The organism is Herbiconiux sp. 11R-BC (genome assembly GCF_049472555.1).
Lineage (GTDB): Bacteria > Actinomycetota > Actinomycetes > Actinomycetales > Microbacteriaceae > Herbiconiux.
The window spans coordinates 41,861-56,346 of record NZ_JBCEBO010000004.1; the positions used below are offsets into that span (position 1 = coordinate 41,861).

At 68.5% G+C, this 14,486-nt stretch carries 12 protein-coding genes and 1 tRNA gene; 6 read left to right on the top strand and 7 right to left on the bottom strand.

Going from position 1 to position 14,486, the window contains the following annotated elements; genetic code table 11:
• Positions 1-203 precede the first annotated feature (203 nt).
• The 4 genes from VD659_RS10965 to VD659_RS10980 all read right to left on the bottom strand — a co-directional run bounded on the left by VD659_RS10965 (position 204) and on the right by VD659_RS10980 (position 2,972).
• Positions 204-275 (bottom strand) — tRNA-Arg (locus tag VD659_RS10965).
• Positions 276-315: 40 nt separating this feature from the next.
• Positions 316-813, bottom strand: coding sequence for an HNH endonuclease (locus tag VD659_RS10970; RefSeq protein ID WP_137835832.1), 498 nt, complete (start codon positions 811-813; stop codon positions 316-318).
• Between the two features lie 330 nt (positions 814-1,143).
• Complete coding sequence (locus tag VD659_RS10975) at positions 1,144-2,055, bottom strand: C40 family peptidase (protein WP_423261140.1); 912 nt, start codon at positions 2,053-2,055, stop codon at positions 1,144-1,146.
• 224 nt (positions 2,056-2,279) lie between these two features.
• A complete protein-coding gene (locus VD659_RS10980; protein WP_137835830.1) occupies positions 2,280-2,972 on the bottom strand; it encodes a metal-dependent transcriptional regulator in 693 nt (230 codons plus the stop codon).
• 92 nt (positions 2,973-3,064) lie between these two features.
• Here VD659_RS10980 and serC point away from each other — a divergent pair, with 92 nt between their 5' ends.
• A complete protein-coding gene (serC, locus tag VD659_RS10985) occupies positions 3,065-4,183 on the top strand; it encodes a phosphoserine transaminase (protein WP_423261141.1) in 1,119 nt (372 codons plus the stop codon).
• A 187-nt stretch (positions 4,184-4,370) separates the two neighbouring features.
• Here the strand turns inward: serC and VD659_RS10990 are convergent, their stop codons facing one another.
• Positions 4,371-5,237: a DUF3027 domain-containing protein gene (locus tag VD659_RS10990; RefSeq protein ID WP_423261142.1), complete on the bottom strand. Its 867-nt coding sequence runs from the start codon at positions 5,235-5,237 to the stop codon at positions 4,371-4,373.
• The gene (locus tag VD659_RS10995) at positions 5,237-5,617 is read right to left on the bottom strand and encodes a cold-shock protein (protein ID WP_423261143.1); all 381 of its coding nucleotides are present in this window, start codon (positions 5,615-5,617) and stop codon (positions 5,237-5,239) included. Before VD659_RS10995 ends, VD659_RS10990 begins: the two co-directional genes overlap by 1 nt.
• Before the next feature lie 79 nt (positions 5,618-5,696).
• Here VD659_RS10995 and VD659_RS11000 point away from each other — a divergent pair, with 79 nt between their 5' ends.
• The 5 genes from VD659_RS11000 to VD659_RS11020 are packed head-to-tail and all read left to right on the top strand — an operon-like array spanning position 5,697 to position 12,045.
• The gene (locus VD659_RS11000) at positions 5,697-5,960 is read left to right on the top strand and encodes a hypothetical protein (RefSeq protein WP_423261144.1); all 264 of its coding nucleotides are present in this window, start codon (positions 5,697-5,699) and stop codon (positions 5,958-5,960) included.
• A complete protein-coding gene (locus VD659_RS11005; RefSeq protein WP_423261145.1) occupies positions 5,957-7,738 on the top strand; it encodes a helicase-associated domain-containing protein in 1,782 nt (593 codons plus the stop codon). The genes VD659_RS11000 and VD659_RS11005 overlap by 4 nt, the downstream gene beginning before the upstream one ends.
• A 49-nt stretch (positions 7,739-7,787) precedes the next feature.
• The gene (locus tag VD659_RS11010) at positions 7,788-9,428 is read left to right on the top strand and encodes a DNA repair helicase XPB (protein WP_423261146.1); all 1,641 of its coding nucleotides are present in this window, start codon (positions 7,788-7,790) and stop codon (positions 9,426-9,428) included.
• A gap of 51 nt (positions 9,429-9,479) precedes the next feature.
• On the top strand, positions 9,480-10,169 hold the full coding sequence (locus VD659_RS11015; RefSeq protein WP_137835824.1) for a response regulator transcription factor: 690 nt from the start codon (positions 9,480-9,482) through the stop codon (positions 10,167-10,169).
• A gap of 37 nt (positions 10,170-10,206) precedes the next feature.
• Positions 10,207-12,045, top strand: a complete 1,839-nt coding sequence (locus tag VD659_RS11020) for an ATP-binding protein (protein ID WP_423261147.1) — start codon at positions 10,207-10,209, stop codon at positions 12,043-12,045.
• A 699-nt stretch (positions 12,046-12,744) separates the two neighbouring features.
• On the opposite strand, the gene groL is transcribed toward VD659_RS11020, so the two are convergent.
• Positions 12,745-14,364 (bottom strand): chaperonin GroEL, encoded by a 1,620-nt coding sequence (groL, locus tag VD659_RS11025; protein ID WP_137838702.1) that lies wholly within the window; start codon positions 14,362-14,364, stop codon positions 12,745-12,747.
• Positions 14,365-14,486: the final 122 nt, after the last annotated feature.

The window sequence follows — 14,486 nt, forward strand, 5'->3', positions numbered from 1 at the left end:
TAGCAGTTAGGGTTCGAGACCGTCAACGAATGCAGCGATTCTGCTCGGCCAAACAGTAACAATTTGGCAACGGGCATCGTTTTTCATATCCATTGCGTATAAATTACGCAGCCGGAATCGCGCACCAATTGCGCGTCATGAGTGACAAAACACTCCGAAAACACACGCTGACGGCCCGGCGGCCGGCGCAGATCAATCGACAGTGCCCCTGGAGGGACTCGAACCCCCAACCTGCTCCTTAGGACGGAGTCGCTCTTCCATTGAGCTACAGAGGCTGACCCGGCAAGTTTACCGGCTCACCGGCATCCGCCCCCGCTACGCCGCGTCGGCCAGGAACATCTCCCACTGCGGCTCGGCCCGCTCGGCGCCCTTGATCGTCCACCCCGCCTGGTGCGGCATCCGCGGCGCGAAACGCAGCGACCAGCCCATCTCGGCCGGGGTGCGGTCGCCCTTCACGTTGTTGCAGCGCAGGCAGCAGGCCACGAGGTTCTCCCAGGTGTCCTTGCCGCCCCGCGAACGCGGCTGCACGTGGTCGATGGTAGTGGCGGATGCGCCGCAGTAGCCGCAGCGCTGACCGTCGCGCCGCAGCACCCCGCGCCGCGAAACCGGCATCATCCGGTTCATGGGCACCCGCACGTAGCGGGTGAGCAGGATCACGGCGGGGCGCTCGTAGGCGCCCCCGATGCCGAAGACCGGGTGGTCGTCGTCGCTCGCGAGCACGCGAGCCTTCTCGTTCATCACCAGAACGAGCGCTCGCTTGAACGAGACGACGCCGAGCGGTTCATACCCTGCGTTGAGGACCAGTGTTCGCATGCTCTCCCTTTCGAAGAGACCTGGACGGCTTCCAGGTATTCGACGTTTCACACACCGACGACGGGGCCGGGAGACGGGCGGGCAACAAAAAAGGCGCCGTCACAATGACAGCGCCTTGCTCGCAGAACCAGTTATCTGGCTCTGACTCAGTCCACTCGTGTGCCTGCGCACGAGCAGCAGGAGACGTTCCGTGGTGCGGAAGCTCCTACCCTGTGTCATCAGGCTCTCCAGATCTCGAGGACGATCAGAGCTACAGGGTACGACAGAAAAGGCGTGCCACATATTCGTGGCACGCCGATTCATGTGTCGGTAACGAAGTGTTTACACGCCTCAGGCGACGATCCGCACGAAGTAGTAGCTGCCCCAGACCGGGCGGTGCTCCACGTATCGGCCCCAGTCGGGCGAGTCGATCATGCCGCCGGCGCCGTCGTAGATGCCCACGTGGCCGATCGGGTAGATCATCAGGTCGCCGGCCTGCGCATCCGCCGGGGAGATCGGGATGCCCATGGCCGCCTGGTTGCTGACGGTGCGCGGCAGGTAGATGCCGAAGGCGCCGAAGACGTATTGGGTGAGCCCGTCGCAGCCGAAGCTCGTGTCGGGGCTCGCACCGCTGCCGTAGGGCACGACGCCCACGAACTGCTGGGCGAAGGCGATGATCGCGGCACCGCTGTAGGAGCCCGAGGGCGGGTTCACGGTGAAGGCGCTGTTGGCGGTGGCGCCCGAGGCGGCAGCGGTCGCGGCCGCGGCCGCAGCGTTGTTCGCGGCTTCGGTGGCGGCCACGGCGGCGGCAGCGGCTTCACGCGAGGCAGCGAGCTGCTCGGTGGTGGGAGCGGTGTAGTTGTCGCGGCTGACCGCGAGCGCCGCGGAGGCGTCGGCCGGCACCTGCAGGGTCTGCGCCCCGCTCAGCGGGCCCGAGGTGGCCACGCCCTGGTCGAAGCTGCCGCCGCCGCCGAAGGCATACGCGGGGAGCGCCATGGTGGCGATCAGGCCGGCCGCGAAGGTCATCACCACGACGGTGACGGCGCTCTTCTTGGTCGGGCGCTTCAGTCGAGGGACCCGGGGCATCCGGATGCTCGGAGCGCGACGGGCGGGAACCGGCGGCGCGGCGAGCTCGAGCTCGGCACCGGGTGCAACCTCGCGGCTGCGCAGCTCACGGCGGGTCAGAGGCTGCAAGGGGCTTTCGGGTGTCTTCGGGTCTTCGTGGTTCCGCCCGGTCTCGGGCGTCTCACCATATGGGGCCAAAATCAAATCCTCCGGCACCTCTCGCAGCTAGGGCACTGCTCCCGTCCACACCGAATTGCGTGCGTCGTCAGCGACCAAGAGACGGGAATCGAGGTGTCTTGGCCCGCGTTCGCGGCCCTAGGTTGGCCGACGAACTCGTTAGAGAATACGGGAGGACCTGGCGTTTGTCACTTTGGACGGGGCCTTTTTTAACAATTCCGTAACGCTCGGGAACGATTCCCCGACTAGATGCCAACGAATATATGGCTTGCGACCTCGTTGGGGAGTTCCAGCCCCTCACCGAAACCTTCAACCTCGACGAGAACGTAGGAGCCGACCGCAGTGAAGGCCGCGGTGTTGCCCGGGACCACGCCCGCCTGCTTCAACTGGAGCAGCAGTTCGGGGTCGACCTGAGCCGGTTCGCCGAGCCGCCGGATGGTCTTGGTCTGCGGACCGACGGCCCCGTGCACGAGCGTCACGATGTTCACGACTCCGCGGGTGAACGGCACCGATGCCGCGTCGCCGAAGGCGTCGAGCCCGGGAATCGGATTGCCATAGGGCGACTCCGTGGGGTGGTCGAGCATGTCGAGGATGCGCCGCTCCACCTGCTCGCTCATCACATGCTCCCAGCGGCATGCCTCGTCGTGCACGAGCTCCCACTCGAGCCCGATCACGTCGCTCAGCAGGCGCTCGGCGAGCCGGTGCTTGCGCATCACCGAGATGGCCTTCTTGCGACCCACCTCGGTGAGCTCGAGGTGCCGGTCGAGCGAGACCACCACGAGGCCGTCGCGCTCCATGCGGCCGACGGTCTGCGACACGGTGGGTCCGGAGTGCCCGAGGCGTTCGGAGATGCGCGCGCGAAGAGGATTGATGTTCTCCTCCTCGAGCTCGAGGATCGTACGGAGATACATCTCGGTCGTGTCGATGAGATCTGCCAACGAATGCTCCTACGGCTTGTGAGGTGTACCTCACTCAGCCTAGTGTTCTGCGCTGACAGCAGGGCTTCAGCCGCGTCGATACTATGGACTTCATGCCGGAGATCCAGATTCCCACCGACCGACTTCCCGTGGACGGCCGTTTCGGCTGCGGCCCCTCCAAGGTTCGGCCGGCCCAGCTCGAAGACCTGCTCACGCGCGGCGCCTCGCTGCTCGGAACCAGCCACCGCCAGGCGCCCGTGAAGAACCTCGTCGGCTCCGTGCGCGAGGGTCTCTCCTCGCTCTTCACGCTTCCCGAGGGCTACGAGGTGGTGCTCGGAAACGGCGGGTCGACCGCGTTCTGGGATGCCGCATCCTTCGGCCTGATCGAGAAGCGCGCCGAGAACCTCTCCTTCGGCGAGTTCGGTTCGAAGTTCGCCGCGGCCGCCGGAGCCCCCTGGCTCGAGGCGCCCCACGTCGTGAAGACGGAGGCGGGCACCCGCGGCGAGATCGAGGTACTCGAGGGCGTCGACGTCTACGCCTGGCCGCACAACGAGACGAGCACCGGCGTGATGGCCCCGGTGAACCGCGTGCACGGCGACGAGGGCGCCCTCACGGTGGTCGACGCCACGAGCGCCGCCGGCGGCATCGACTTCGACGCGGCCGAGGCCGACGTCTACTACTTCGCCCCGCAGAAGAACTTCGCCTCCGACGGCGGCCTGTGGATCGGCCTGTTCTCGCCGGCCGCGATCGAGCGCGTGGAGCGGGTGGCCGCATCCGGTCGCTACATCCCCGAGTTCCTTAGCCTGAAGAACGCGGTGGACAACTCACGCCTCAACCAGACGCTCAACACCCCGGCGATCACCACGCTGGTGCTGCTCGACGACCAGGTGCGCTGGATCAACGACAACGGCGGCCTGCCGTGGGCCTCGGCGCGCACGACCGAGTCGTCGTCGGCGCTCTACGACTGGGCCGAGTCGGTCTCCTACGCCCGCCCGTTCGTGGCGAACCCGGAGCACCGCTCGCAGGTCGTCGTGACGATCGATTTCGACGACGAGATCGACGCGGCGGCCGTCGCCAAGACGCTGCGCCAGAACGGCATTGTCGACACGGAGCCCTACCGCAAGCTCGGCCGCAACCAGTTGCGCGTGGCGACCTTCGTGGCGATCGAGCCGTCCGACGTGCGCCAGCTCATCTCGTCGATCGAGTACGTCGTGGAGAACATCGGCGCCTGAACTCCCGGCTTCGACAGGAGCCGCACGAGAAAGAGCGAGGAGCGAACCCACAGGGGGTTCCGCTCCTCGCTCTTCTCGTGTTCAGACCGGATGCGCGTCGTGCTCACCAGGCGCGGAGCCGGATGCGCGCCCGGCGCGGGTCGACCAGGGCCGCCGATGCGGGCAGGGACTCCGCACGCATCCGACGTCAGCGGTCGTCCCAGCGGCCTTCCGAGTGGGGATCGTCGTCGTCAGTGCTCTCGTCGTCCGAGTCGTCCTCATCCTCCGAGTCGTCCTCGTCATCGGAGTCCTCGTCCTCGTCCTCGTCGTCGGAGTCGTGAGCTCCGGCCGCGAGTTCGTCGTCGTCGATGACATGGTCGTCGAGGTCGGTGTCGTCGAGGTCCAGACCGTCGTCGTCGAGATCGTCGGCGTCGTCGAGATCGCCCTCGGCGTCATCCTCGTCGTCGTCATCTTCGTCGTCGTGCTCGGAGTCGTCGTCATCGAAGTCGTCGTCGGACTCCTCCTCGTCGCCGGCCGTCGCGGCCGCGAGCTCCTGGGCGAGCTGGTACTCGGCGAGCCGCTCCGACCAGGGCAGCCAGTCGGGCGCGATGAGCGCATCCGGACCGGGCAGCATCTCCACCTCGAGCACCGAGGGCTCCGACTGCTCGTCGATGCGCGAGAGCGTCACCGTCCAGCGCCAGCCCGGGTAGCCCGGCAGCTTCGAGTCGAACAGCAGGCTGAGCACGTGGTCGTCTTCGGCGATCGAGCCGACGACGTCGCCGATGGTCGCCGCCGGGGTGATCTCCTGCAGCGCGGCGCGCGCCACGTCGACCGCGGCCAGCAGAACCTCGTCGGTGACGGGTGCCGGCTTCTCCACCGCGAGCTCCACCACCTCGATCACGTCGATCACCTGGTCGTCGGCGTCGAGCTCGACCACTTCGATCAGCTCGACATCGGCGACCTCGACCTCGACCTCGACACCCTCGACGGGCTCGGACGCCTCCGCGGCCGTGCCGGCGGTCTCGCTCCCGGGCTCGACAGGCGTCGGGCCGGTGGGCGTCTCGTCAGACGGCACTAGGCGTCCAGCTCGTCGGCGACCTTGCGCAGCAGGGCCGCGATCTTGCGGCTGTGGGCGTTGTCGGGGTAGCGGCCGCGCTTGAGGTTGCCGCCGATGGAGTCGAGCACCTTCACGAGGTCTTCGACGATCACCGCCATGTCGTCGGCCGGCTTGCGCGTGAGCTTCACCAGGCTCGGCGGGGCCTCGAGCACCCGCACGGAGAGGGCCTGCGCGCCGCGCTTGCCGTCGGCGATGCCGAACTCGAGCTTCGTGCCGGCCTTCACCGACGCACCGGCTGGCAGGGCTGACGCGTGCAGGAAGACTTCTTGACCGTCATCGGAACTGATGAAGCCGAAGCCCTTCTCGTCGTCGTAGAACTTGACCTTGCCGGTTGGCATCGTGAATCTCCTCGTGTAATCGGCCCGAATACCGCTCGTGGCCACTGCCCAGCCTACCGGTGGACGTATCCTTATCGATGTGACTGATGGTGACAAGACTCCGGTGGGCGGCGCTGAGCGCACGCTCACCTTCATGGTTTTCGCGACGATCGGGCTCTCGATCCTGGCATTCCTCGCGATCCTCGTCGCCACGGGAGTCGGAGTGCGTGACTTCAGCGGCGGGATCTGGCCCACGGTCTTCCTGCTCCCCCTGATCGGCCTGCCGATCGGTCTGGTGCTGATGATGGTGCTGCTCGTCATCAACATCCGCAAACGCCTGCGCGACGCTCGCGGGAGTCGATGAGCGATTCGCTCACCCTCGCCCGCCGGCTCGGCGCCCTCGATGACGGGGCGCTCACCGAGCTCCTGGTGAGACGACAGGTCGCCACACGAGACGTGCGCGACTTCTTCGACCTGGCCGACGCCCTGCTCGAACCCTCCTCGGTGCGGCTCGCCCTCCGCGCGATCGACCGCTCCACCCTCGAGTTCCTCGCCGGCGCGGGCACCGGCGCCGAGCCCCGCGATGCCGCCGGGCTCTCCGATGCGGCCCTGGCGCATCCCACGCCCGACGGCACGGCCGTCTACGAGTCCGTCGCCGCGACCGCCGCCGCCGTGCTGCGCGACGCACCCGCGGACCCGGTGCGCCCCGGCGGCACGGAACCGGATGCCCGGCCGGCCGGCGTCGATCGCGCGGCCGCAGCGGAGCGCGCGTTCACCGTGCTCTCCGCGGTCTCGGAGCTCGTGCAGCAGCTGCGGATGGCGCCCCTGCGCATCCGCGCCCGCGGCGGCGTCTCGGCCACCGACGACAAGAGGCTCGCCGTCGTGCTGGGCGTGGACCCCGTCGACGTCGGAGCCCTCATCGAGCTCGCCACGGCGGCGCGCCTGGTGACGGTCGACGGCGACATCCTGGTCTCCACGACGGCGGCGGATGCCTGGAACCGGCACTCGCCCGGCCGGCGCTGGCTCGAGCTCGCGCGCAACTGGCTCTCCGAGCAGGAGGCGCCGTATCGCCTGGCTCTCGGCTCAGCAGCGCCCGAGTGGTCGAGCGGCGCGAGCCTCCGCTCCGCCTTCGCGGCGGCGTTCCCGGCCGCCGATGCGGCCATGACCGAGCGTCTCGACCACCTCGATCGCGTCGCCGCCCTGCTCGGCGCCGCGATCGACGGCCGCCCCTCCGCCTTCGGCCGCGCCGCGCTCGACCCGGCACCCGCGGAAGCCGCGGCCATCCCCCTCGACGGCGAGCTCCCCGCCGAGGTGGGCCAGGTCTACCTCCAGCACGACCTCTCGGTGATCGCACCCGGCCCCCTCTCCCCCACCATCGATTCGCGGCTCCGCAAGCTGGCCGACATCGAGACCCGCGGCGTCGCCTCGGCCTTCCGCATCTCGCAGCAGAGCATCGACCGGGCGCTCGCCTCGGGCGAGACCGAGCTGTCGTTGCGGGCCTTCCTCGGCGAGATCTCGCTCACCGGGCTCCCCCAAGCCGTCGACTATCTGATCGGCGAGGGCGGCCGCCGGCACGGACTCGTGCGCGTGCGCCGCTTCGACGATCCCGACCGCGGCCCGCGCACCATCGTGCACACCACCGACGCGGCGCTGCTCGGCGCGATCGCGGTCGACCAGTCGCTGAGCCCGCTGGGGCTCCGATACGAGGGCGACGGAGCCCTCTGGAGCCGCGTGGACGCCACGACCGTCTACTGGATGCTCGCCGACGCCCGCTACCCCGTGCTCGCCGAAGACGTCAACGGCGACGAGCTCGTGATGCGTCGCAGCCGGATCGCCGCACCGGCGCGCCCCGGGCCGGCGGAGACGAGGGCGGATGCGGTGTCCGAACTGGTGCTCCGGCTGCGCTCGGCCTCGGAGCAGTCGTCCGACGACTCCACAGCCTGGATGACGCGCCTGCTCGACAAGGCCGTGCGCAGCCGCACCCCGATGACCATCGACGTGCGGATGCCCGACGACAGCACGACCCAGCTCCAGGTCACCCCGCTGAGCCTCCAGAACGGCCGCCTCCGCTGCGTCGACGTGCGCGCCGGGGTCGAGCGCACGGTGCCCGTGGCGAACATCGTGGCCGTCACTGCGGCCTGAACCCCCGCACCGACCGGATGCCCAGGGTCAGCGCCTAGACTTGGCAGCTATGCCAGACGGCCCTCTCATCGTTCAAAGCGACCGCACCGTGCTGCTCGAGGTGGCACATCCGGCCGCGGAGACCGCCCGCCACGAGCTCGCGGTGTTCGCCGAGCTCGAGCGCGCGCCCGAGCACGTGCACACCTACCGCATCACCCGGCTCGGCCTCTGGAACGCGCGGGCCGCCGGTCACACGGCCGACGAGATCCTCGCCACGCTGGACCGTTTCTCGAAGTACGCCGTGCCGCAGTCGGTCTCCGTCGAGGTGGTGGAGACGATCGACCGCTACGGCAAGCTCGTGATCGAGCGCCAGGCGGAAGGGCCTCTGCTGCTGAAGTCGACCGACCCGGCTGTGCTCGCCGAGATCACCCGCGGCAAGAAGGTGGGCCCGCTGCTCACCCAGCGTCTCGACGCGAACACCTGGAGCATCGAGCCCTGGGCCCGCGGACAGCTCAAGCAGGAGCTCATCAAGCTCGGCTGGCCGGCCGACGACCTGGCCGGCTTCACGCCCGGCACCCCGCACGAGATCGATCTCGACGAGAGCGGCTGGCACCTGCGCGACTACCAGCAGAAGGCGGTCGACAGCTTCTTCGAGCACGGCTCCGGCGTCGTGGTCCTCCCCTGCGGTGCGGGCAAGACCCTGGTGGGCGCCGGGGCGATGGCCACCGTCAAGACCAACACGCTCATCCTGGTCACCAACACCGTCTCAGCGCGGCAGTGGCGGAGCGAGCTGCTGAAGCGCACCACCCTCACCGAAGACGAGATCGGCGAGTACTCGGGGCTGGTGAAGGAGATCAAGCCCGTCACCATCGCGACCTACCAGATCCTCACCTCGAAGCGGAAGGGCAACTACGCCCACCTCGAGCTGCTCGACGCGCTCGACTGGGGCCTCGTGGTCTACGACGAGGTGCACCTCCTGCCCGCGCCGGTGTTCAAGCTCACCGCCGATCTGCAGGCCCGCCGCCGTCTCGGCCTCACGGCCACCCTCGTGCGCGAAGACGGGCGCGAGGCCGACGTGTTCAGCCTCATCGGCCCGAAGCGCTTCGACGCCCCCTGGAAGGAGATCGAGGCCCAGGGCTACATCTCGCCGGCCAACTGCTACGAGGTGCGCGTCGACCTGCCGTTCAGCGAGCGCATGACCTATGCCGCCGCCTCCGACGACGAGCGCTACCGGCTGGCGGCCACCGCGCCGGTGAAGCTGGATGCGACGCGCGCGCTGATCGAACGTCACCGCGGCGAGCGAATCCTGGTGATCGGGCAGTACCTCGACCAGCTCGACGAGCTCTCGCGCGAGCTCGGCGCCCCGCAGATCACGGGGGCGACGCCGGTCGCGGAGCGGGAACGCCTGTTCCAGGCCTTCCGTGACGGCGAGGAGCTCATCCTGGTGGTGTCGAAGGTCGCGAACTTCTCCATCGACCTGCCCGAGGCGAGCGTGGCCATCCAGGTCTCGGGCTCGTTCGGCTCACGGCAGGAGGAGGCCCAGCGGCTCGGCCGGCTGCTGCGGCCCAAGGAGTCGGGACTGCCGGCGAGCTTCTACACGCTCGTCGCGCGCGACACGGTCGACCAGGAGTTCGCGCAGAACCGGCAGCGCTTCCTCGCCGAACAGGGCTACGCGTACACCATCGTCGACGCCGATACGATCGCCGCCTAGCGCCCCAGATGCTCCCAGCTTTCGCTCAGCGAATCCGCAGAGAATAAGCTCATGACCGGCCCCCGCATCCTCATCGTCGACGACGAACCGAACATCCGCGACCTCCTCACCACGAGCCTGCGCTTCGCCGGCTTCGCGGTGCGTGCCGTCTCCAACGGCGCCCAGACCATCTCCGCCGTTCTCGAGGAGGAGCCCGACCTCATCATCCTCGACGTGATGCTGCCCGACATGAACGGCTTCGGCGTCACCAAGCGGCTGCGCGCGGCGGGCTACACCGCCCCCATCCTCTTCCTCACGGCGAAAGACGACACCGAGGACAAGATCACGGGCCTCACCGTGGGCGGCGACGACTACGTCACCAAGCCGTTCAGCCTCGACGAGATCGTGGCGCGCATCAAGGCCATCCTGCGTCGCACCATGCAGGCCGACGAAGACGCCATCATCCGCGCCGGCGACCTCACCATGGACCAGGACACCCACGAGGTCTTCGTCGGCGACGCCGCCATCGAGCTCTCCCCCACGGAGTTCAAGCTGCTGCGCTACCTCATGCTGAACCCGAACCGCGTGCTCTCGAAGGCGCAGATCCTCGACCACGTCTGGGAGTACGACTTCAACGGCGACGCCGGCATCGTGGAGAGCTACATCTCCTACCTGCGCCGCAAGCTCGACGCCCACACGGAGGAGTCGCTCATCCAGACCAAGCGCGGCTTCGGCTACATGCTCAAGGTCAGCAAAGCCTGAGCTTGCCGCGCCGGCGGCGCGATAGCCTTCTCTCCTCATGCTCAACGCCATCCTGAAGCAGTGGAACGCGATCTCGCTCCGCAGCAAGATCACCGGTGTCACGGTGCTCATGCTCACCTTCGGGCTCGTGGTCTCGGGCGTGGGCACGATGATCGTGCTGCGCACCTACCTGCTGCAGCAGGTCGACAGCCAGCTCGACACGGCGGCGAAAGACCCGTCGCCGTTCCTCGGGCCTGACGCGGCGCCCGACTCGTTCCGCATCCAGGACATCACCTCGGCCCCCACCGACTACTTCGTGGGCCTGCTCGACGCCTCGGGCAACCTGCTCGTGAGCAACTGGTCGGGCGACGACACGCAGGCGATGCCCTCGGTGAAGGTCTCGCTGGAGACCGCGAACGCGCTGGGCGGCAAAGTCTTCAGCGTGGAGTCGGCCGACGGCCGCACGCAGTGGCACGCCGTGGCCACCACGGTCTATCTCTTCGGCGGCTCCGGCAACCTCGGCAACGTGGTGATCGCCAAATCGCTCGCCGAGACCGAGAAGACCACCGCCACCTACCTCTCGATCTTCCTGGCCTTCGGCGTGGGTGTCGTCATCCTCGGCGCCATGCTCACACGCCTGCTCGTCACCTCCACCTTCGGCCCGCTGCGGGAGGTGGAGCGCACGGCGGCCGCGATCGCCGACGGCGGCGACTTCAGCCGGCGCATGTCGGATGCGACGCCGAACACCGAGGTCGGCCGCCTCAACCGCTCGCTCAACACGATGCTCTCGCGCATCGACAGCGCTTTCGCCGACCGCGCGCGCACCATCGACCAGATGCGCCGCTTCGTGGGTGACGCCTCGCACGAACTGCGCACCCCGCTCGTCTCGGTGCGCGGCTACGCGGAGCTCTACCGCATGGGCGCACTGCAGACTCCCGAGGACGTGGCGCAGGCGATGGACCGCATCGAGAAGGAGGCGATCCGCATGGGCACGCTGGTCGAAGACCTGCTCGAGCTCGCGCGCCTCGACGAGACCCGGCCGTTGCAGCTGGCCCCGGTCGACCTCGTCCCCCTCACCCTCGATGCGGCGATGGATGCGCGGGCCGCGAGCCCGGGCCGCGTCGTCTCGGTCATCACCCCGCACGGTCCGTCCTCGGTCACCTTCGCGCCGGCCCTCGACGGCACGGCGACGGATGCGGCCGACTCCGGGTCGGCGGCGTCCGAGAAGCCGAGCACGTCCACCCGCCCGATCACCTTCGCCAACAGCGCGCTCGCCCGCCTCCGGCGGCGCCCCCGCGCGGCCGGCGACGGCACGGAGACGGGCCCCATCACCGAGTTCGACTCCACCGCAGCGCCCGCGACCGGTCCGGTGGCCCGCTCCGCGGCCGGCCGCGGATTCGGTGCCTCGCGGCGCACGCCCGCTCCGGCGCCTCAGTCCGCACCGGCCGAGGCTGCGGGGCTGCAGCCGGTCGAGCTTCGGCCGATCGTGCTCGCCGAGGAGAACAAGATCCGGCAGGTGCTCACCAATCTCATCGGCAACGCCCTGCGCTTCACCGACGCCGACAGCCCGATCGAACTCTCGGTGCAGGTCGACCAGGCCGCCCAGCTCGCGACCGTCGACATCATCGACCACGGCGACGGCATCCCCCCGCAGATCCGCGAGAAGATCTTCCAGCGCTTCTGGCGCGCCGACTCCTCGCGAACTCGCGAGACCGGCGGCTCGGGCCTCGGCCTCGCGATCGTCTCCTCGATCGTCGCCGCCCACCACGGCACCGTCGAAGCCCTCGAGACCCCCGGCGGCGGCGCCACCTTCCGCGTCTCTCTCCCCCTCATGCCCGTCGGCGCCGCGCCCACGCCCCCGCCGACCAAGCCCGTCCCCGACGCCCCCCGCATCTGAGGCCCATCTACCGGTCGCAAATGGCCCCTGTTCCCGCCGAAGAGCGGCCATTCGCGACTTCTCGATCGTGAGACGCAGCCCGCACCAACCGGCCGCGACCAGGACGCACCGAGGACGATCTCTTCGATGACACCCGCAGCGCCCGTGTCGATGATCGTTGCCGCATCCGAGTAGCGGGAGAGCTCGAGACTGCGCGACAGCTCCGATCGAGCGGAGCGGATGCCGCCGACGAAACGAATTCCTTCCTGCGTCTGGCTCGTACCGACCATCCGCTCCCCCGCGGGTAGAGCGAATCGCGATGCGACATCGCCCCACGGCCCGATCCGCGCAATGCGTGCTCGCGCCGCGTCCGAGCGGGCTTCGCGTTCCACCCAGACGATGGTGAGCACATCCGGTTCCGCTGAAGGCACTACGGCTTCCAAGGCATGAGCGAGCCAGGCCACACACCGCCGATGGGCGTCCTCGAAAGTGGCCTGATCCGGCTGACGAATCGCCGAGACGGACAGTATCGAGGCCTCACCGAACGCACCGGCCGAATCGAACAGTGGCCACGACGCAGACCGAGACAGCTCGACACGCACGTCCTCCATGAAGTGGAGAATACCGGTGAAGGTGCCTCCGGCGGCCATGAACGCCGAAGGGCGGCCCCCGGAGGGACCGCCCTTGGCGTGATGCGGTGCGAGCCGCGGGAAGTTCGGACTAGAAGTCCATGCCACCCGTGGGGTCGCCGGCCGGGGCCGGGTTGCGCTCGGGCTTGTCGGCCACGACGACCTCGGTCGTCAGGAACAGGCCGGCGATCGAGGCTGCGTTCTGCAGCGCCGAGCGGGTGACCTTGGCCGGGTCGATGATGCCGGCGGCCAGAAGGTCGACGTACTCACCGGTCGCGGCGTTGAGGCCCCAGCCGTAGTCGAGGTCGCGCACCTTGGCGGCGACGACTCCGGGCTCGAGACCGGCGTTGAACGCGATCTGCTTCAGCGGAGCCTCGATGGCGACCTTGACGATGTTCGCGCCCGTGGCCTCGTCACCGACGAGGTTCAGGTTCGCGAACGCGGTCTTGCCGGCCTGGATGAGGGCCACGCCACCACCGGCGACGATGCCCTCTTCGACGGCTGCCTTGGCGTTGCGCACGGCGTCTTCGATGCGGTGCTTGCGCTCCTTCAGCTCGACCTCGGTGGCTGCACCGGCCTTGATGACCGCCACACCGCCGGCGAGCTTCGCGAGGCGCTCCTGGAGCTTCTCGCGGTCGTAGTCGCTGTCGGTGTTCTCGATCTCGGCACGGATCTGCGCCACGCGACCGGCGATGGCGTCGGTGTCGCCGGCGCCCTCGACGATGGTGGTCTCGTCCTTGGTGATGACCACCTTGCGGGCCTGACCGAGCAGGTCGAGGGTGACGTTCTCGAGCTTGAGGCCGACCTCCTCGGAGATGACCTGGCCGCCGGTGAGGATCGCGATGTCCTGCAGCTGCGCCTTGCGACGGTCGCCGAAGCCGGGAGCCTTGACGGCGACCGACTTGAAGATGCCGCGGATCTTGTTCACGACCAGAGTCGCGAGCGCCTCTCCGTCGACGTCCTCGGCGATGATGAGGAGCTGCTTGCCGGTCTGGATGACCTTGTCGACGATCGGCAGCAGGTCCTTGATGTTCGAGACCTTCGAGTTGACGATCAGGATGTAGGGGTCTTCGAAGACCGCTTCCTGGCGCTCGGGGTCGGTCACGAAGTACGCCGACAGGTAGCCCTTGTCGAAGCGCATGCCCTCGGTGAGCTCGAGCTCGGTGCCGAAAGTGTTCGACTCCTCGACGGTGACGACGCCTTCCTTGCCCACCTTGTCGATGGCCTCGGCGATGATGGCGCCGATCTCGGGGTCGGCCGCGGAGATGGATGCGGTGGCCGCGATCTCTTCCTTGGTCTCGATCTCCTTGGCGTTCTTGATCAGCTCGGCGGAGACGGCCGCGACGGCCTTCTCGATGCCCTTCTTGAGCGAGATCGGGTCGGCGCCGGCGGCCACGTTGCGGAGGCCTTCCTTGACCAGGGCCTGGGCGAGCACGGTGGCGGTGGTGGTTCCGTCACCCGCGACGTCGTCGGTCTTCTTGGCGACCTCCTTGACCAGCTCGGCGCCGATCTTCTCGTAGGGGTCGTCGAGCTCGATCTCCTTGGCGATGGACACGCCGTCGTTGGTGATCGTGGGGGCGCCCCACTTCTTCTCCAGCACGACGTTGCGGCCACGCGGGCCCAGCGTCACCTTGACGGCGTCGGCGAGGATGTTCAATCCGCGCTCGAGGCCGCGGCGGGCCTCTTCATCGAAAGCAATGATCTTTGCCATGTGTGTTTCTCGTCCTCCCTGGACGTCGTTCAAAGATTCAGGTGGTTAGCACTCAGACTTCATGAGTGCTAAAGCAATCTTGGCACTCGCCCTGTCCGAGTGCAAGTGAGCACAGGCGGTCG